We start from the raw sequence: 17,299 nt of genomic DNA, 5'->3' as shown, positions 1-17,299 counted from the left end.
GTGATCCTGGCAACACACCCACATCCGCAAAAACTTGATTCATTCCAGAACAGTGGAGTAGGTTCGTCGGCATGACGGCGGACTTCGAGGCGCAGCTGCGGGCGGTCTCGTTGCGCGTGACCCGACCCCGGTTGGCGGTGCTCGCGGCGCTGCGCGACCACCCGCACGTCGACACCGACACCGTGATCCGGCTGGTCCGCGCCGATCATCCCACGGTGTCCCACCAGGCGATCTACGATGTGCTGCGGGCGCTCACCGACGCCGGTCTGGTGCGGCGCATCCAGCCCGCCGGAGCGATCGCCCGCTACGAGTCCCGGGTGGGGGACAACCACCATCATGTCGTCTGCCGTTCCTGCGGCGTCATCGCCGACGTGGACTGCGCCGTCGGCTTCGCCCCCTGTCTCACCGCCTCCGACGACCACGGGTTCGTGGTCGACGAGGCGGAGGTCGTCTACTGGGGCACCTGCCCCGACTGCGCGACCGTCCGCACCACCAGTGAACCGCCAGGTCGGAAGGAAGCACATTGAGCAACGCAGAGCACGAGGCCCCAGCCAGCGCCCAGGGCGTGGACAAGAAGGCGGCGGCTGGCTGCCCGGTCGCGCACGACTCCGTTACCGCCCACGGCAGCGAGAGCGAGAACCCGGCGATCGACTCGCCGACGCCGAAGACCGGCGGTCGTCCGCGTACGAACCGGGACTGGTGGCCCAACCAGCTCGACCTGTCGGTGCTGCACGCCCACTCCTCGAAGGGCGACCCGCTCGGCGAGGACTTCAGCTACGCCAAGGAGTTCGCCAAGCTCGACGTCGAGGCGTTGAAGCGGGACATCACCGAGGTCCTCACCACCTCGCAGGACTGGTGGCCGGCCGACTTCGGTCACTACGGCGGTCTCATGATCCGCATGAGCTGGCACGCCGCCGGCACCTACCGCATCCACGACGGTCGGGGCGGTGCCGGTGACGGCGGTCAGCGCTTCGCCCCGCTGAACAGCTGGCCGGACAACGCCAACCTCGACAAGGCCCGCCGCCTGCTGTGGCCGGTGAAGCAGAAGTACGGCCAGAAGATCTCCTGGGCCGACCTGCTGGTGCTCGCCGGCAACGTGGCCCTGGAGTCGATGGGCTTCAAGACCTTCGGCTTCGGCTTCGGCCGGGAGGACGTCTGGGAGCCCGAGGAGATCTTCTGGGGTCCGGAGGACACCTGGCTCGGTGACGAGCGTTACGTCTCCGAGAAGGAGATGTCGCAGGACGTCGGCGCGACGGAGATGGGTCTGATCTACGTCAACCCCGAGGGGCCCCGTGGCAACGCCGACCCGCTCGCGGCGGCGCACTTCATCCGGGAGACCTTCGCCCGGATGGCGATGAACGACGAGGAGACCGTCGCGCTCATCGCCGGTGGCCACACCTTCGGCAAGACGCACGGCGCCGGTGTCGCCGACAACCACGTGGGCCCGGAGCCCGAGGGCGCGCCGCTGGAGGCACAGGGCCTGGGCTGGCTGAGCACGTACGGCAGCGGCAAGGGCGCCGACACGATCACCAGCGGTCTCGAGGTCACCTGGACCGACCGGCCGACGCAGTGGAGCAACCGCTTCTTCGAGATCCTCTTCGGGTACGAGTGGGAGCTCACCACCAGCCCCGGCGGAGCCAAGCAGTGGGTCGCCAAGGACGCCGAGGCGATCATCCCGGACGCCCACGACCCGTCGAAGAAGCACAAGCCGACGATGCTCACGACCGACCTGTCGCTGCGCGTCGACCCGGCCTACGAGAAGATCTCCCGTCGGTTCCTGGAGAACCCCGACGAGTTCGCGCTCGCCTTCGCCAAGGCGTGGTACAAGCTCCTGCACCGCGACATGGGCCCGGTCAGCCGGTTCCTCGGTCCCTGGGTTCCCGAGCCCCAGCTGTGGCAGGACCCGGTGCCGGCCGTCGACCACGAGCTGGTGGACGAGGCCGACATCGCCGGGCTGAAGGAGAAGGTCCTGGAGTCCGGCCTCACGACCGCCCAGCTGGTCAGCACCGCCTGGGCGTCGGCCGCGAGCTTCCGGTACACCGACAAGCGCGGCGGTGCCAACGGGGCCCGGATCCGCCTCGAGCCGCAGCGCAGCTGGGAGGTCAACCAGCCGGAGCAGCTCGCCACCGTGCTGAGCACCCTGGAGGGCATCCAGCAGGAGTTCAACTCGGCCGGCGGGGCGAAGATCTCCCTCGCGGATCTGATCGTGCTGGCCGGATCGGCGGCCGTCGAGAAGGCGGCGCGGGACGCCGGTGTGAAGATCACGGTCCCGTTCCACCCGGGTCGCACCGACGCCACCCAGGAGCAGACCGACGTCGAGTCGTTCCGGGTCCTGGAGCCGCGCGCCGACGGGTTCCGCAACTACCTGCGGGCCGGCGAGAAGACCCAGCCGGAGGTGCTGCTCGTCGACCGTGCCTACATGCTCAACCTGACCGCGCCCGAGATGACCGTCCTCGTCGGCGGCCTGCGCTCCCTCGGCGCCAACGTCGGCGGCAGCCGGCACGGCGTGCTCACCGACCGGCCCGGCGTGCTGACCAACGACTTCTTCAGCAACCTGCTCTCCCCGGGTACGCGGTGGAAGGCGTCGGAGTCCGACGAGCACGTGTACGAGATCCGCGACCTGGCCACCGACGAGGTGAAGTGGACCGCCACCGCGGTCGACCTCATCTTCGGTTCAAACTCGCAGCTCCGGGCGCTCGCCGAGGTCTACGCCAGCGACGACGCCCGCGACAAGTTCGTCGCCGACTTCGTGGCGGCCTGGACCAAGGTGATGGAACTCGACCGGTTCGACCTCGCCTGATTCGACAGACCCGGACGGGCCCCGGCCGATCAGCAACGGTCGGCCGGGGCCCGTCCCGCTTCGGACCGGGGCACGGCCCGGCCCCGCGGTTTCGGACCTCCGCGCCGAGGAGCCGCGCTCAGCCCTTCAGTCCGGTGTGGGCCAGACCCTCGATGAACTGCCGCTGCGCGATCACGAAGATCACCAGGATGGGTAAGGCGGTCATCGACGCCGCCGAGAGCTGTACGTCCCACATCGGCCCGCCGTACGCGTCGACGAACTGGGTGAGTGCCTGCGGCAGGGTGAACTTCTCCGGAGTGGAGAGGAAGACGATCGGCTCCAGGTAGAGGTTCCAGCTGTGCAGGAAGGTGAAGATCGCCACCGCCCCGAGCGCCGGCCGGGCCAGCGGCAACGCGATGCGCCAGAAGGTGGCGAACCGGCCGAGCCCGTCCACCCGGGCCGCCTCCTCCAGCTCACCGGGGAGGGTGATGAAGAACTGCCGCATGATGAAGGTGGCCAGCACGCTCGGCGCGCCGAGGATCGGCACCAGGATCAGCGGCCAGTGGGTGTCCACCATGCCCCAGGAGTTGAACATCCGGAACAGCGGGACGATGGTCACCTCGCTGGGAATGAGCAGCCCGACCAGCACCACCACGAACAGCACCTGCTGGCCCCGGAAACGGATCCGGGCGAAGGCGTACCCGGCCAGCGACGAGACCGCCAGGGTGCCGACGGTGACCGCGGCCGCGATGTATCCGCTGTTGAGGTACTGCTGGGCGAACGGTTGCAGCTCGAAGACCCGCCGGTACGCCGAGAGGCTGGCCTCGGACGGGATCAGCGACGGCGGAAAGGCGAAGATGTCACCGACCGGTTTCACCGACGAGGTGACCATCCACCAAGTGGGAAAGACGAACGGTACGGCGAGCAGGCAGAGCGTGCCGTAGAGAGCGACCCTGGCCCGGGCGGAGAGCCTACTGTTCATGGAACACCCACCTCCTGCGCATCCGCCACTGCACGACGGTGAGCACCAGCACGATCAGGAAGAGCAGAACCGACAGCGTGGCCCCGTAACCGAACTGGTGGAACTGGAACGCCCGCTGGTAGAGGTAGTAGACGAGCACCGTGGTCGAGGTGCCCGGACCGCCCTGGGTGAGCACGGCGATCTGGGCGAACACCTGCAACGACCCGACCACGGTGATGATCGAGGTGAGCAGGATGGTCGGGCTGATCAGTGGGACGGTGATCCGGCGGAACCGGGTCCAGGCGTTCGCCCCCTCGACCCGGGCGGCTTCGTACAGCTCGGCCGGCACGCCCTGGAGGGCGGCCAGGAACAGCACCATGTTCAGGCCGACGTTCTTGACCACCTGAACCACGATCACCGACAGCAGTGCGGTCCAGTCGCCGCGCAGCCAGTTCGGTCCGTCCACGCCGGCCGCCTCCAGCGCCCCGTTCACGCCGCCGTTGTCCTGAAGCAGGAACCCCCACACGATGGTCCAGGCAACCAGCGAGACCACGACCGGGGAGAAGAACAGCGTCCGGAACACGACGGTGCCGCGTAGTCGCTGGTTGAGCAGCACCGCCAGGAGCAGGGCGAGGCCGAGGTTGAACACCACCAGCCCGACCGAGAAGAACGCGGTGACCCGCAGCACCGACGGCAGGTTCGGGTCGTCGGCCATGGCCTGGTAGTTGCCCGCGCCGACGAACTCGAAGGTGCCGGCGAGCACGTTCCACTCGTGCAGGCTGTACCAGAAGACCAGCCCGAGCGGGATCAGCACGAACAGCACCGAGCCGGCGAGTTGCGGGGCGACGAAGAGCAGCCCGGCGAGCTGGTCGCGGCGGCGGGTCGTCCACCAGCCGCGCCGCCGTGGGGTGGCCCCGCCGGGGGCGGACCGGCCACCGGCCCGCCCCACGGTGTCCCTGGTCAGGACCGACATCGAGAGTCCTACTTCGCCAGCAGCGGGTTGATCGCGGTGCACACACCGTCGAGTACGCCCCGGACGTCCGCGTCCGCCCGCCACAGCGGGTCCAGCGCGGCCCGGACCGCCTGGTTGAGCTCGGCCTGACCGGTGTGGCTGGGCTTGACCACCCCCTCGGCGATTCCGTCGATCACGACCTCCTGCAACTGCTCCGGGCTCAGCAGCGGGTTGGTCTTCGCGAGGGTGTCGGCGGTGAGCAGCGAGGTGCGCGGCGGCGGGAAGAACTGGGCCAGCCTGGCCGAGTTGGTGGGGTTGGTCAGGTACGCCAGGAACTCGGCGGCGGCCTCGGCGTGGCGGCCCTGCCTGAGCACGCCCATGCCGCCCTGGCCGATCACCGCGTACTCGCCCTTCGGCCCGGCGGGCAGCGGTACCAGGTCCCAGCCGAACTTCTGCCCCTCCAGCAGAGACGCGCGGGATATCTGGGTGATGGTCATGCCGGCGTCGCCGGCGAAGAAGTCCGCGGTGGTGCCCGGCCCGGGCAGCGCCTTGTCGACGAAGATTCCCCGGTGCAGGACGGTCATCGCCTCGACCATCTCGGCGGAGTTGAAACCGCAGGTCCGGCCGTCCTCGCTCCACGCACGCGCGCCCCAACCGGTCCACACGGTGGACAGGAAGTCCCAGCCCTTGTAGTCGAAGTCGCGTACCACCAGACCGGCCTTGCCGGTCTCCGCCTGCACCGCAGCGGCGGTGGCAAGCGCGTTCTGCCAGTTCCAGCGGCCGGCGGCGATCAACTCGGCCGGGCTCTGGGCGCCGGACGTCTGCACCAGGTCGGTGTTGACGAACACCCCGAACGGCGAGGTGGAGAAGGGGTACGCGTACAGCTTGCCGTCGGCCTGCCACAGCTTCGTCGCGGACGGGGTCAGTTCGTCGAAGCCGTACCCCTCGGTGCCCCTGAGGGTGTCGTCGAGCGGAACCAGGGCCCCGGAGTTGACGAAGTCGGGAGCGGAGTTCTCCAGTATCCAGGCCAGATCGGGCGGGTTACCGCCGGCGATCTGGGTGGTGAGCGTGGTGGTGTAGTTCTCGAACGGGATCGGGTCGAAGGTGACCTCGGCGACCTCCGGATTGGTCGCGGCGTACTCGGCGGCGATCTCGTTGAACAGCTGCAGGTGGGCCTCGTTCGCCGACCAGGTGGTCATCCGCAGCGTGACCGGGCCGTCGGACTCGGCGGAGTCGCCGCCGCAGGCCGTCAGGCCGAGCAGCGCGGTGATCGCGACGACGGCCGTCAACCGGTTCCTCATCGATGTATGTCCTTCCTCAGTAGCCGGCGATGTCGGGCCAGCGCAGCTCGACACCGGAGTCGGCGAGGCGGTTCTGGAAGTCGGCCAGCAGGCCGGGGGTGTAGCGCACCGCGCGGGGGGTGACCCGCCGGGCCAGGCAGAAGTCCGCGAGCGTGCCGGCGACCTCGCCGACGTTCCACTCCACGGGATGCAGCCGGTAGGAGCCGTTGGTGATGTGCGTGGTGCCGATGTTCTTGCCGGCGGGCAGCAGGTTCTCCACCCGCCGGGGGATCAGGGCGCCGAGTGGGATCTCGAACGGGCAGGAGGCCACGTCGATGTAGTTGTCGCCACCGGTGGAGGGGTGCAGGTCGATGCGGTACATCCCGACGCCGACCGAGTCGGCGTAGCCGACCGCGCCCTTGTCGCCCCGGATCTCCAGCGACAGGTCCTGCTCGACGACGGTGTACTCGGCACGGATGCGGCGCGACTCACGGATGTAGGGCGCCTGGGCCAGGCCGCTGTGGGTGACGTCCCCGCCGGAGGCGGCGATGCCGTTTCCGGTGATGTCGCCGCGCAGGCGCAGCCCGGGAAAGCCGGTGCCGCCGTCGGTGCGAGGTGCCTCGGTCTGCAGCCAGTACAGCACCGACAGGGACAGCTCCCGGGCCGCGGCGATCCCGGCGTCCGGATCGGGTACGTCGATCACCGGCTGTTCGAAGTAGTCGATCATCGGCCAGTTGACCAGGCAGATGTCGCTGTCGTACGCACCGGGCGTGAAGTTGCGCCGGGCGGCGATCCGCCGGAACGTCCACAGGTTCCCGTCGCCGGGGTTGACCCGCTGGTCGGCCTGGACGAGCCAGGGATCGTCGTCCGGGTTGGGGGTGAAGCTGCGTTCGGAGATCTCCAGGGTGCGCGGGTTGGGGGAGCGGAACGACAGCATCCGGTCGCCCCAGAACGGGGGCCGGTACGCCCGCCAGAAGTCGTACGCCGCCGGCTTGTCGATGGTGTGGTCGCCGTCGACGTGGTCGACCGCGAAACACACCGACACCGCCTGCATGTTGGTCGGCTGTGCCTGCTCCGGCGCACTCGGCTCACCGGTGTCGGCGCGCGACTCGAAGCCGGTGACGTACTCGGTGCCGGTCAACGGCAGCAGTTCGCCGGTCTCGGTGGCGTCCAGGACGTACGGCGCGATGAGGTGCACCCGCTCACCGGTGTGCCGGTGGGCCAGGGTCACGCCGGTGACGCGGTCGCCGTCGGTGTCGGCCGCCACCGGCCGGTACGGCTGGAGCACCCGCAGCCGACCCGACCCTCGGTACGGCGCCAGCATCGCCTCCAGGACCGCCACCGCGACTCGGGGTTCGTGGCAGAGCCGGCTCACGTGCCCGGCCCCCGGGTTCAGCGCGGTGGCACGCCGGGCCCGGTCGGTCAGCGGATACCAGCGTCGGTAGTGCTCCCGGATGCCGTCGCGCAGGGCCCGGTAGCTGGCGGTGACCCCGAAGTGCTCCACCCAGGAGTGTTCGTCCGGCGGCACCGCCTGGCTGGTGAGCTGCCCGCCGAGCCAGTCGTACTCCTCGGTCAGCAGCACGCTGCGGCCGGCGCGCAGCGCGGCGAGGGCGGCGGCCACGCCACCGAGCCCACCGCCGACGATCAGTACTTCGGCCTGCATCTCGGGCACGGTCGGTCCTTTCCGGGGTTGGTCGCCGAGCCGCCGGGTGGGAGGCGTGACGAATCGGGGGAGGCTGGTCAGGGTCGGGGCGGGAGGAGGGTGGCGCCGTCGACCGGTTGGCATGGCAGCAGCCGCTGGGTCACCGTGCCCGGCACCGCGGCGAGCAGCCCGGTGAGCACCTCGACGGCCTGCCATCCCATCTCGCGGCGGGGGATCCGGAAGCCGGTGAATTCGAGGTCGCTGGTCGTCGGCCGGGTCGGATCACCCAGGGCCAGGATGGACAGGTCGGCGGGCACGCTCAGGCCCCGCTGGCGGGCCACCGCGGCGAGGGCGACGCCGTCGGCGTACTCCTCGACCACCACGGCGGTGACCCCGGCATCGAGCAGCGCGTCGAGCAGCTCGGCGGGGGAACGATCGGTGGATTCGTGCCGTGCCGGCAGTCCGGCCGCGTCGAGGGTGGATCGGTAGCCGGCGAACCGGTCGGCGTGTGACTCGGGGCCAGCCCCCTGGCCCAGGTACGCGAGCGAGGTGTGGCCGGTGTCGAGGGCCCGCCGGACGACGTCGGCGGTGGCCGCCGAGTAGTCCGCGCCGACGTACGGCACCGGTCCGCCCGCGTCGTCCCGACGGCCGACCGACACGAACGGATGCCCCTCGGCGACCAGCCGGCCCAGTTCGTCGCGGTCGAGCGAACGACCCAGCAGAACACAGCCGTCAGCCAGCCGTAGCCGGTTGTCGTCGTGGAAGATGCGGCGCCGACCGTCGGTGACCGGGGCGCTGGTGAGCAGCAGCAGGTCACAGCCGAGGCGCTCGGCGGACTCCTCGATGCCGACCAGGAACGGGTGGTAGAAGTCGCCGGTGCCGGCCGGGAAGACCGGCTCGTAGGTGAACACGCCGAGGATCCGGTTGTGCCGGGCGGCGAGCCGCCGGGCCACGGGGTCGGCGACGTATCCGGTGCTCCGGATCGCGTGCAGCACCCGTTCCCGGGTCTCCGGAGCGATCCGGACGCTGCCGTCGTCACGGCCGTTGAGCACCAGGGAGACGGTGGCCTGGCTGACGCCGGTCATCCGGGCGATGTCCTGCTGGGTCACCCGCCTGCGCGATCCGGTCACTGTGAGTGTCCATTCGTTACTGCGCTAATACGCATTAGCTACGTTGGTGTGAAATCCTGCGACCCCTCGCGGCCGGTCGTCAACCCCCGACGGCGGAAAACTTCTCCGGCTTTCGGCCTTGATAATTCGTATTAGTCTCTTGACGTTGGTTCGTCGTCGACCGCAGACTCATCGATCACAAGGCCTGCTCCCTGGTGGAGCCCGATCTCACGCACGGTCACCAGCAGTAATGGTTGCCGGTGACGCCGAGCTGTGCCACCACCGTCCCGCCGCACCCACGCGGCCGCACGGCTTCGCCACCATCCCCAGCTCCGCCATCGACGAGCGTCCCTCACGATCGGAGACCCCATGAACGATCTACCCCTGCCCCGGGCTGCCGCGGTGAGTCGCCGTGGCCTGCTGCGCGGCGCAACGCTGATCGGCACTGCCACGGCCGCCGGTACCGTGCTCGGCGGTACCCTCGCCGCCGGCCCCGCCCTCGCCGGCCCGGCCGGATTTCCCAGCTACCGGTACGTCCGCGACGCCTTTGCCGGACCGTTGAACTACAACCCCACGGGCGAGATGATCTTCCCCTGCGTGCGCGGGGTCTATGACAAGATCTCCGGAGCCCGGGGGCGCTACTACCTCTACTACGCCCCGCACGACGCGCCCGGCGGCATCTGCCTGGCCTACGCCGACCGGCTCGAAGGCCCCTACACCGAGTACCCCGGGAATCCCATCATCGACCGGGTGCTGCCCACCACCACGGTCAGCCACGTCTCCTCGCCGCACGTGGTGTGGAACGCCCCTACCAAGGAGTTCTTCCTCTACTTCCACGGGGAGAACACCACCACCCGGGTGGCCCGGTCCCGCGACGGCATCACCTTCACCAACGAGACGCCGATCCTGAGCACGAGGCTGGTGCCGAACACCACCGAGACCTCGTACGCCCGGGTCTTCGAGCACCAGGTCGCCGGGAAGAACAACAGGTACGTCATGCTCTTCATGGGCGCGCACACCGTCGGCCCCGGCACCCGCAAGATCTTCTGGGGTTGGTCGCCGAACGGCTGGGACCAGTGGCAGTTCGCCCCGAACCCGCTGATCTCACCTGCCGGTGACGGGCTGACCGACATCTCCAGCCCGCACCTGCTCAAGCGCAACGGCACCAGCTACGTGGCCTACCACGGCAATGACGGCCGGATCCGGCTCACCGAGGTCGGCAACAACTTCGACCGGGAGGTGCATCTCGGGGTGTTCCACGCCCCGATCGCCTCGGACAACGGTCGGGTCGCCGCCCCCGCGTTCGGCACCGACGGCGGCGTCTCGTACATGATCTACGAGGCCGGTCCCCGGCTCAACGCCCGCATCTGCGTCGCCCGCGCCGTCTGACCGGGACGGACCCCCGAAGGCCGGTGGCGGTCGCCGTCCGTCGAGGACACCGACCGCCACCGGTTCACATCACCGGCGACGCCCTGTCGGGCTGGCCGGTCGACCGGGTGTCACAGGTTGGCGCAGTACCCGATGCTGAAGGTGCTGGCGCCGGCGGCCAGGGTGCGGTTCCAGTCGACACCCCTGATCCGGTAGCTGCCGTCGGCCAGCCGTTCCCGCTTGAAGTTCCACGCGTCGTAGATGGCACCCTCGATGTCGACCACGGCGGTCCACTCGACCGCCTTGTCGCCCCTGTTGGTGGCGGTGATGGTGGCGCAGTAACCACCGCCGCTGTCGGAGTTCCAGCGGGCGATCCGGGTCATTGTGATCTCCACGTTGGAGCCGGCCACCAGGCGACCCACCCCCCAGCGGGCGGTGGTCTGGTAGCCCTCGCCGTTCTGCTCGGCCCAGTTCCGGATCGACGTGCGGGTGCCGTCGGACGCGTCGTTGACCTGGAAGTCCAGGCCGTGGAACGTGCCGAGGCCGCCGTACTCGAGCAGGCTGATCGCCGCCTCGACGGTGTAGCCGGTCCCGGTACGCACCGCTGCACTCTCCAGCCGGCCCGCCTGGAACGCCTCGTCGCCGGTGCCGAACGACACCACGTTGTCGGCGTTGATCCGGATCTGGGTGTCGTCGTAGCGGTAGGGGCCGTTCTTGGCGTTGCCGGCGTCGACGTAGATCTCCACCGAGTCCTGGGTCCACGGGTCGGAACCGGAGACGTCCACCACCGGGTCGGTGACCTCGGCCAGCACGTAGAGCGTCTGACCCCGCCAGAGGGTACGGACGTTCGCGGTCGCGCCGTCGGTGCCGGAGACCTGCTTGGCGGTGGTGACCGATCCGGCCTGGGCCCAGACGGCGTCCACGGTGCCGTCGATGACCGGGGCGGTGGCCGCCTCGCGGACCTCCAGGTACGACAGCTCCTCAACGAGGCTCAGGGTGCCGACCGCACCCGGGGTGTTCCAGCCGGACGTGGTGCCGTTGTCGGTGACCCGCACGTCGAGGGTGAGCGTGTCGCCCTCGGCGGCACCGGCCAGCGGCAGGTGGGCGACCAGGTGGTAGCCGCCGTCCCGCTCGGACGCCACGGCCGGCACGTCGCCGCTGCCGTCGCGGGAGACCCGGTAGGTCTCGCCGCCCAGGGCGAAGGTGACCCGGTCGTTGTCGGAGACCGAGGCGTCGTCGACCGTGACGTACGCGGTCAGGTGATCCGGTGCCCAACGCAGCTGGAACCGTGCCGTGTCCTCGATCGCGTGCAGCGGCAGCTTCCGCCAGGTCAGGTCCTTCGGCGCGGCGGCCGTGAGGGCCACGTCGCCGGCGAAGACGTTGGCGGTACGCAGCCGGGCCGGCAGCTCGCCGTCGACCGCACCGTGGTAGGCGGGCTTGGCCCGCAGGTTGTCGTCGAACAGCAGCGGCGCGTTTGCCGAGCGCCACGAGCGTCCGTCGGTGAGACCCCAGACCGTGACGGCGAACAGGTCGTCGCTGTGCTCCCGGAAGATCCGGAAGGCGTCGCGGTAGTAGTAGCCCTGCTCGATCAGCCGCGCCTGGGTCACCGGAGTGCCGGTGGTGACGTCGAGTTCGGTGACCGCCTGGGTCAGGGGCAGCTCCGCGAAAGCCTCCAACGTGCTCTCCAGGCTGCTGACCGGCGTGGCCAGCGAGACGTGGAACTGGTGGCCCACCCCGTCGATCGGGACGTCGCGGTCGAGCAGCCGCTGCACCAGTGCCCGGTAGCGGGCCTGCTTGCCGCTCTGCTCGGTGTTGTAGTCGTTGATGAACAGGGAGACCGGGTCGCTGCCGGCCACGGCGTGGACCTCGTTGAACGCCTCGTGCGCGTACTCGAACGCCAGGTCGATGAAGCTCTCGCCCAGGATCCGGTACCACTCGCTGCGGCGCAGGCCGTCGGCGTACTCACCGCTGTCGCTGACGACCTCGTTGACCACGTCCCAGGCGTACAGCGGGTTGGTGGGGGAGCCGAACTGGCCGTACCGCTGCGCCAGTGACTCGGCGACACCGAAGATGTGGGTACGCATCCGGTCGCGCAGCAGCTGCTGGTGCGCCGCGGACGTGGTCAGCGGCTGCCCGTTCGCGTCCTGGAAGAACCAGTCCGGGGTCTGGCTGTGCCACACCAGCACGTGACCGTAGACGCGCAGGTCGTTGTCCCGGGCGAAGTCCATCACCGTGAGCGCCTGCTCGTGCGGACGGAAGTTGCGCTCGTCGTCGTACCAGGCCTCGGGCTTCATGTGGTTCTCGTGGGTGACCTGGTTGAAGTGCCGGGTCAGCAGCTCGGCGGCGCCGCCGACCGTCTCCCGGGCGTCGATCGCCACACCGACCGGGAAGTCGGTGGTCTCGTGGATGCCGGTGAGGTCCTCGACGACCGGCGGTTCGGGTACCCGGACCACGATGTCGTCCACCAGGAAGTCGCTGGTGTTGCCGGGCACGTCCGCGCCCTGCCAGCGGGTCTCGAAGTAGAGGAACGCCTCGTCCGAGGCCGGCATGGTGAACCGGGCGGTGACCTCCGTCCAGCCGCTGTTGCTGATGGTGTCGAACTGGGCGAGGGTGCTGAACGACTGGCTGCCGCCGGAGGTGCTGGAGAGGCTGAGCCAGATCTGGTCGGTCGGCTGGCCCTCGGCGAACCGCAGCCAGGCGTTGAGCTCGTAGGTCACGCCCGCCTCGAACAGGCCGGAGACGTCCCGACCGAGGCCGGCACCCTGGTTGACCCGGTCGGTGACGAGTGCCGCGGCCGTGCCGCCGTGCGCGACGTCGGTGATCTCGATCGTCGGGGCACCCGGGCCGCCGTCGCGCGGCCCCCAGCCGTCCAGCCCGTTCTCGAAGTCGGTGTCGATGACGACGGTGCCCGGATCCGGTCCGCCGGGACCGCCGTCCGGCGCGGTGATCAGAACGTCGTCGAGGAGGAACGGGGTGTTCCCCTCGGCCTCCACGTAGAGGGTGGCGGAGCTGAGCCCGGCGGGAAGCGTGTAGTCGCCGCCGATCCGCACCCAGCCGTCCGCGGTGGTGGGGACGTTGCCGCCGATCCAGGTGTAGGTGTTGTCGCCGCCGCCGGCCGGGGTGGCCTCGACGGTGAAGTGCACGCCGGCGGTGCCCTCGGTGCCGGCCGGGAGCTTCGCCCAGGCGGTGACCGAGTACTGGGTACCCGGTCGGAACAGCGCGGTGGCGCTCGTCGCCGGACCCTGCCAGTTCGCCGTGCGGCCGGTGACCGACAGGCTGCTGCCGCTCTCGTGGCCCTCGTCGGCGATGGCCAGGGTCACGTCACCGCGCGGCCCCCACGGCGCGTACGAGCCGGACTCGAAATCGTTGGAAAGGACGACCTCCGCGGCGGCCGCCGGTGCTGGCGCTACGGCGACGGCCGCGATGAGCGCGGTCGTGGAGAGGGCGGCGATTGTTCGCGACCGGAGTCGTGATCGATGGGAGAGGTTCCAGAGGCGCATCGGTATTCCCTTTACGCGAATCGGGTGCTGGCGGGGGTGTGTTCGACGTGGGCCTACGAAACGGATTTAGGCGCGTGCATGTTATGTCGAGACCATCCCCGTGACCAGAACTTCCGGAAGTTTCCGGTAGCGACGCGGCCCGGCGACTACCGGCTGGTCAGCGATCGGCGACCCGGTGGAAAGCGCTGGCCGGAAGGACGAACAGCATGTCGGCCGCGCCGATTCCACCGACGGTTGTCGATGCGGCCGTCCGGTCCTGTCGGGGGCGGCCAGCCCGAACGCCCGAAAAGGCGCGGAATTGCGGCGATAACGATGCCGAGGGCGCGTTCCGCTCCGCGTCAGGCTGACCGGCGCCGGGCCGGGTCGGCGTCCTGCGCCAGGGGGAGACGCCAGGTTTCGCCGCGTCGGATGGTGCGGATCGCGGCACGTAGGCCCTGCGCGGAGGCGAGATCGAGGAAGTCGTGCAGTGGCGAGCGGAACACCCGGTAGTCGTCGTAGTGGATCGGCACCGTGACGCCCGGTTGGATCAGCCGCATCAGGTCGACGCCCTGCCGGTCGTTCATGGTGACGAGGAAGCCGAGAATGCGGGTGCCGCCGAGGTGGATCAGCATGGCGTCGATGTCGGGGAAACGGGCCGGGATCTCGGCCAGCGCCGGGCGGTAGAGGGTGTCGCCGGTGATGTAGAGGCGCAGCAGGCGTTTCCCGTCGTCTTCCAGGTCGATGATCGAACCCATCACGGCGGGCAGCAGACGGTCGAGGAGGCCCGGACCGTGATGGCCGGGTACCGCCGTGACGGTCAGCCGCTGGCTGCCGCGCCGCAGCTCCCGACTCTCCCAGGTGGACAGGCCGTCCGCGGCGGAGAATCCCCAACGATGCAACCTGCGCCGGGCCGGCGGTGTCGTGATGATGGGCAGGTCTCTCGCCAGCCCGTGCCGGGCCACCCGGTCGAAGTGGTCACCGTGCATGTGGGACAGGACCACCGCGTCCAGCTCGGGCAGCGCGTCGATGGGCATGGCCGGGTCGGTGAGACGCCGGGAGAACAACCCGTAGCCCAGGTAGGCGCGCTGCCCGGCGTGCAGGAAGTTGGGATCGGTGAGCAGCGTGAAGTCGCCGAGCCGCAGCAGGGTGGTGGCGGTGCCCACGAACGTGACCTCGCCGATCGGATCGCGTCCCGGCATCATGGTGGCCTCCCGCTGACCGGTCGGATCCAGCCCGCGAGCAGGGCGGGATCACCGGAGCGCATACCCCGGCGCGGAGGGGCGAAACGCGTGCGCGGCGGGGGCGACCAGCGGCCACCGAGCCGGTGCGGTCACGTGGAACCGCCGCCGCTACCGGACGGACTGCCTGGCCGCGCCTTCCGCCACCGTGGGTCGGGTCGACGCGCCGGCCCGGTAGCGGAAGACGTGCCGGTAGCTCTGCGGTGTCATCCCGCTGATCCGACCGAAGTGCTGGCGCAGGTTGGCGCCGCTGCCGAAGCCGGTGCGATGGGCGATCCGCTCGATCGGATCCTCGGTGGTCTCCAACAACTCCTGCGCCAATCGGACCCGCTGCTCCAGCAGCCACCGCAGGGGGGTGGTGCCGAGAGAGTCACGGAACCGGCGGGCCAGGGTACGGGGACTGAGGTTGGCCGCGCGGGCCAGGTCGTTGACCGACAGGGGCCGGTCGAGGCGCTCGCGCGCCCACTCCAGGACCGGGCTCAGGTCGTCCGGGGATACTCCCCGTACCGGCGGCGCCGGATACTGCGTGTGGTCGGCGGCGCGCTGCGGAGCCACCACCATCCGCCGGGCCACCTCGTTGGCGACCGAGGCACCGTGGTCCTGCCGTACCAGGTGCAGGCACAGATCGATGGCGGCGGCCGTGCCGGCCGACGTGAAGATGTTGTCCTCGGCCACGTACAGCACCCGAGGGTCGAGGTCGACCAGCGGGAACCGGCCGGCGAAGTCCTGCGCGTTCATCCAGTGCGTGGTGGCTCGGCGGCCGTCGAGCAGGCCGGCCGCGGCGATCGCGTACGCGCCGGTGCAGAGGCCGACGATGCGACTGCCCCGCGCGTACGCCGTGCGCAGCGCGTCGATCAGCTCGGGCGGGGGATCGGTCTGGGTCGGCCGGGCACAACCGGGCACCAGCACGGTGTCGGCCCCGACCAGGCCCTCCAGGCCGTACGGGGGGTCGAGCCAGGCGCCACCGGTGGTACGCAGCGGCCCGGGCTCCGCGGCGCACAGGCGCATCTCGTACCACGGGTCGACGATGTCGCGCCGGTCAATGCCGAACACCTCCTGGGGGACCGCCAGTTCGAAGATCGGCAGGTTGTCGGTCACCGCCACCGCGACGACGTGGGAACCCATGGCAGAAATCTAACGCAGCTCGGCGTCAATCCGGCTGTTCCGGCAGTCCGCTCCGGACGACCGTGATCGCATGACTCAGACCCACCCCTCTCCGGTGACCGGCGGGCGGCTGACCGCCGCGCAGGGGGCCGCCCTCTACGTCGGCGCCGTGCTGGGTACCGGTGTGATCGCGCTCCCCGCCCTGGCGGCCGAGATCGCCGGTCCCGCCTCGCTGCTCGCCTGGCTGCTGCTGGTGGTCGTCTCCGCCCCGCTGGCGGCGACGTTCGCCGCGCTCGGTTCCCGCCACCCCGACGCGGGGGGCGTCTCGACGTACGCCCGAATGGCCTTCGGACCGCGGGCGGCGGCCGTCGTCGGCTGGTGCTTCTACTTCGCGGTGCCGCCGGGGGCATCGGCGGCGGCGCTGTTCGGTGCCGCCTACGTCGAGGCGGCGGTCGGCGGCGGGACGGTCACCGTCGCCGTCACCGCTGGGTTGCTGATGGCCGCGGTGACGGTCACCAACCACCGCGGTGTGCAACTCGCCGGGCGGGTGCAGCTCGCGCTCGCCGGAGTGCTGCTCGCCTTCCTCCTGCTGGCGGTGCTCCTGTCGCTGCCGCACGCCTCCGCCGGGAATCTCGCGCCCTTCGCACCGCACGGACTGACGGCCGTCGGCCCGGCGGCCGCGCTGCTGATGTGGAGTTTCGTCGGCTGGGAGGCGATCACGCATCTCACAGGGGAGTTCCGCCGGCCGGCGCGGGACCTGCCGAGGGCCACCGCCGCCGCCGTCGTCGTGGTGGGTGCGCTGTATCTGGCGGTGGCGTTCGCCACCGTCGCAGTGCTCGGCCCGGCGGCGGGTTCCGCCGCACCACTGGGCGAGTTGTTCGCGGTCGCGCTCGGCGGCGACGCCCGCTGGCTGGCGGCCGGTGCCGCGCTGCTGCTCACCTTCGGCGTCATGAACGTCTACTACGCCGGGGCGGCGAAGCTGGGCGCGGCGCTGGGTCGTGACGGGGCGTTGCCCGGCTGGCTCGCCCGAGGCAGCGTGGCCGGTGAGGTGCCACGTCGCAGCCTCGCCGTCACCGCCGCCCTGGCGTTCATCGCCCTGGCCGCGGTGCTGGCCGCCGGCCTCGGCACCCGCCCGCTGGTGCTGCTGGCGACCGGCTCCTTCATCACCGTGTACGTGATCGGTGTCGCGGCGGCACTGCGCCTGCTGCCCCGACGCAGTGGGGCCTGGTACGCCGCGGCGGCCAGCATCGGTGTGGTGCTTTCGCTGCTGGTGATGACCGGCGTCTATCTGCTCTGGCCGCTGGCGGTGACCGCGGCGGCCCTGGGCTACCTCCGGCTGCGCGGCCGAGTCCGCGCCTGATCGACGACACGCCCGCCGGGGTTCGGG

Annotated in this window: 12 protein-coding genes; 4 read left to right on the top strand and 8 right to left on the bottom strand. The window is 70.5% G+C overall.

What is annotated here, in order from left to right:
* Positions 1 to 71 precede the first annotated feature (71 nt).
* Complete coding sequence (locus tag SM447_RS19745; protein ID WP_474574307.1) at positions 72 to 527, top strand: Fur family transcriptional regulator; 456 nt, start codon at positions 72 to 74, stop codon at positions 525 to 527.
* Complete coding sequence (gene katG, locus SM447_RS19740; protein WP_474574306.1) at positions 524 to 2,800, top strand: catalase/peroxidase HPI; 2,277 nt, start codon at positions 524 to 526, stop codon at positions 2,798 to 2,800. Before SM447_RS19745 ends, katG begins: the two co-directional genes overlap by 4 nt.
* A 118-nt stretch (positions 2,801 to 2,918) precedes the next feature.
* Here the strand turns inward: katG and SM447_RS19735 are convergent, their stop codons facing one another.
* From SM447_RS19735 to SM447_RS19715, 5 genes are all read right to left on the bottom strand, one after another.
* Positions 2,919 to 3,761: a carbohydrate ABC transporter permease gene (locus SM447_RS19735; RefSeq protein WP_474574305.1), complete on the bottom strand. Its 843-nt coding sequence runs from the start codon at positions 3,759 to 3,761 to the stop codon at positions 2,919 to 2,921.
* Positions 3,751 to 4,713: a carbohydrate ABC transporter permease gene (locus SM447_RS19730; protein WP_474574304.1), complete on the bottom strand. Its 963-nt coding sequence runs from the start codon at positions 4,711 to 4,713 to the stop codon at positions 3,751 to 3,753. The genes SM447_RS19735 and SM447_RS19730 overlap by 11 nt, the downstream gene beginning before the upstream one ends.
* A gap of 8 nt (positions 4,714 to 4,721) precedes the next feature.
* Positions 4,722 to 5,993, bottom strand: a complete 1,272-nt coding sequence (locus SM447_RS19725) for an ABC transporter substrate-binding protein (RefSeq protein WP_474574303.1) — start codon at positions 5,991 to 5,993, stop codon at positions 4,722 to 4,724.
* Between the two features lie 16 nt (positions 5,994 to 6,009).
* Positions 6,010 to 7,635 carry an FAD-dependent oxidoreductase gene (locus tag SM447_RS19720; protein WP_474574487.1) on the bottom strand — a complete coding sequence of 542 codons (1,626 nt, stop codon included), beginning with the start codon at positions 7,633 to 7,635 and terminating at the stop codon, positions 6,010 to 6,012.
* A 77-nt stretch (positions 7,636 to 7,712) separates the two neighbouring features.
* Complete coding sequence (locus SM447_RS19715; protein WP_474574302.1) at positions 7,713 to 8,744, bottom strand: LacI family DNA-binding transcriptional regulator; 1,032 nt, start codon at positions 8,742 to 8,744, stop codon at positions 7,713 to 7,715.
* 348 nt (positions 8,745 to 9,092) lie between these two features.
* Here SM447_RS19715 and SM447_RS19710 point away from each other — a divergent pair, with 348 nt between their 5' ends.
* The gene (locus SM447_RS19710; RefSeq protein WP_474574301.1) at positions 9,093 to 10,112 is read left to right on the top strand and encodes a hypothetical protein; all 1,020 of its coding nucleotides are present in this window, start codon (positions 9,093 to 9,095) and stop codon (positions 10,110 to 10,112) included.
* A gap of 110 nt (positions 10,113 to 10,222) precedes the next feature.
* Here SM447_RS19710 and SM447_RS19705 read toward each other — a convergent pair whose 3' ends face one another.
* From SM447_RS19705 to SM447_RS19695, 3 genes are all read right to left on the bottom strand, one after another.
* Positions 10,223 to 13,591: an endo-1,4-beta-xylanase gene (locus SM447_RS19705; protein WP_474574300.1), complete on the bottom strand. Its 3,369-nt coding sequence runs from the start codon at positions 13,589 to 13,591 to the stop codon at positions 10,223 to 10,225.
* 338 nt (positions 13,592 to 13,929) lie between these two features.
* Positions 13,930 to 14,772: an MBL fold metallo-hydrolase gene (locus SM447_RS19700; RefSeq protein ID WP_474574299.1), complete on the bottom strand. Its 843-nt coding sequence runs from the start codon at positions 14,770 to 14,772 to the stop codon at positions 13,930 to 13,932.
* A 147-nt stretch (positions 14,773 to 14,919) separates the two neighbouring features.
* Complete coding sequence (locus tag SM447_RS19695; RefSeq protein ID WP_474574298.1) at positions 14,920 to 15,933, bottom strand: GlxA family transcriptional regulator; 1,014 nt, start codon at positions 15,931 to 15,933, stop codon at positions 14,920 to 14,922.
* Positions 15,934 to 16,003: 70 nt separating this feature from the next.
* Here SM447_RS19695 and SM447_RS19690 point away from each other — a divergent pair, with 70 nt between their 5' ends.
* Entirely contained in the window at positions 16,004 to 17,272 is a 1,269-nt protein-coding gene (locus SM447_RS19690; RefSeq protein WP_474574297.1) for an APC family permease, read from the top strand.
* Positions 17,273 to 17,299: the final 27 nt, after the last annotated feature.

The organism is Micromonospora aridisoli (assembly GCF_056150025.1).
The sequence above is the reverse complement of the archived record's forward strand: the minus strand, read 5'-3'. Positions and strand labels throughout refer to the sequence as shown.

Coding starts and splice junctions, on each gene's coding strand:
- SM447_RS19745 (WP_474574307.1), top strand. CDS start 72: ATGACGGCGGACTTCGAGGCGCAGCTGCGGGCGGTCTCGTTGCGCGTG.
- SM447_RS19735 (WP_474574305.1), bottom strand. CDS start 3,761: ATGAACAGTAGGCTCTCCGCCCGGGCCAGGGTCGCTCTCTACGGCACG.
- SM447_RS19730 (WP_474574304.1), bottom strand. CDS start 4,713: ATGTCGGTCCTGACCAGGGACACCGTGGGGCGGGCCGGTGGCCGGTCC.
- SM447_RS19725 (WP_474574303.1), bottom strand. CDS start 5,993: ATGAGGAACCGGTTGACGGCCGTCGTCGCGATCACCGCGCTGCTCGGC.
- SM447_RS19720 (WP_474574487.1), bottom strand. CDS start 7,635: ATGCAGGCCGAAGTACTGATCGTCGGCGGTGGGCTCGGTGGCGTGGCC.
- SM447_RS19710 (WP_474574301.1), top strand. CDS start 9,093: ATGAACGATCTACCCCTGCCCCGGGCTGCCGCGGTGAGTCGCCGTGGC.
- SM447_RS19705 (WP_474574300.1), bottom strand. CDS start 13,591: ATGCGCCTCTGGAACCTCTCCCATCGATCACGACTCCGGTCGCGAACA.
- SM447_RS19700 (WP_474574299.1), bottom strand. CDS start 14,772: ATGATGCCGGGACGCGATCCGATCGGCGAGGTCACGTTCGTGGGCACC.
- SM447_RS19695 (WP_474574298.1), bottom strand. CDS start 15,933: ATGGGTTCCCACGTCGTCGCGGTGGCGGTGACCGACAACCTGCCGATC.
- SM447_RS19690 (WP_474574297.1), top strand. CDS start 16,004: ATGACTCAGACCCACCCCTCTCCGGTGACCGGCGGGCGGCTGACCGCC.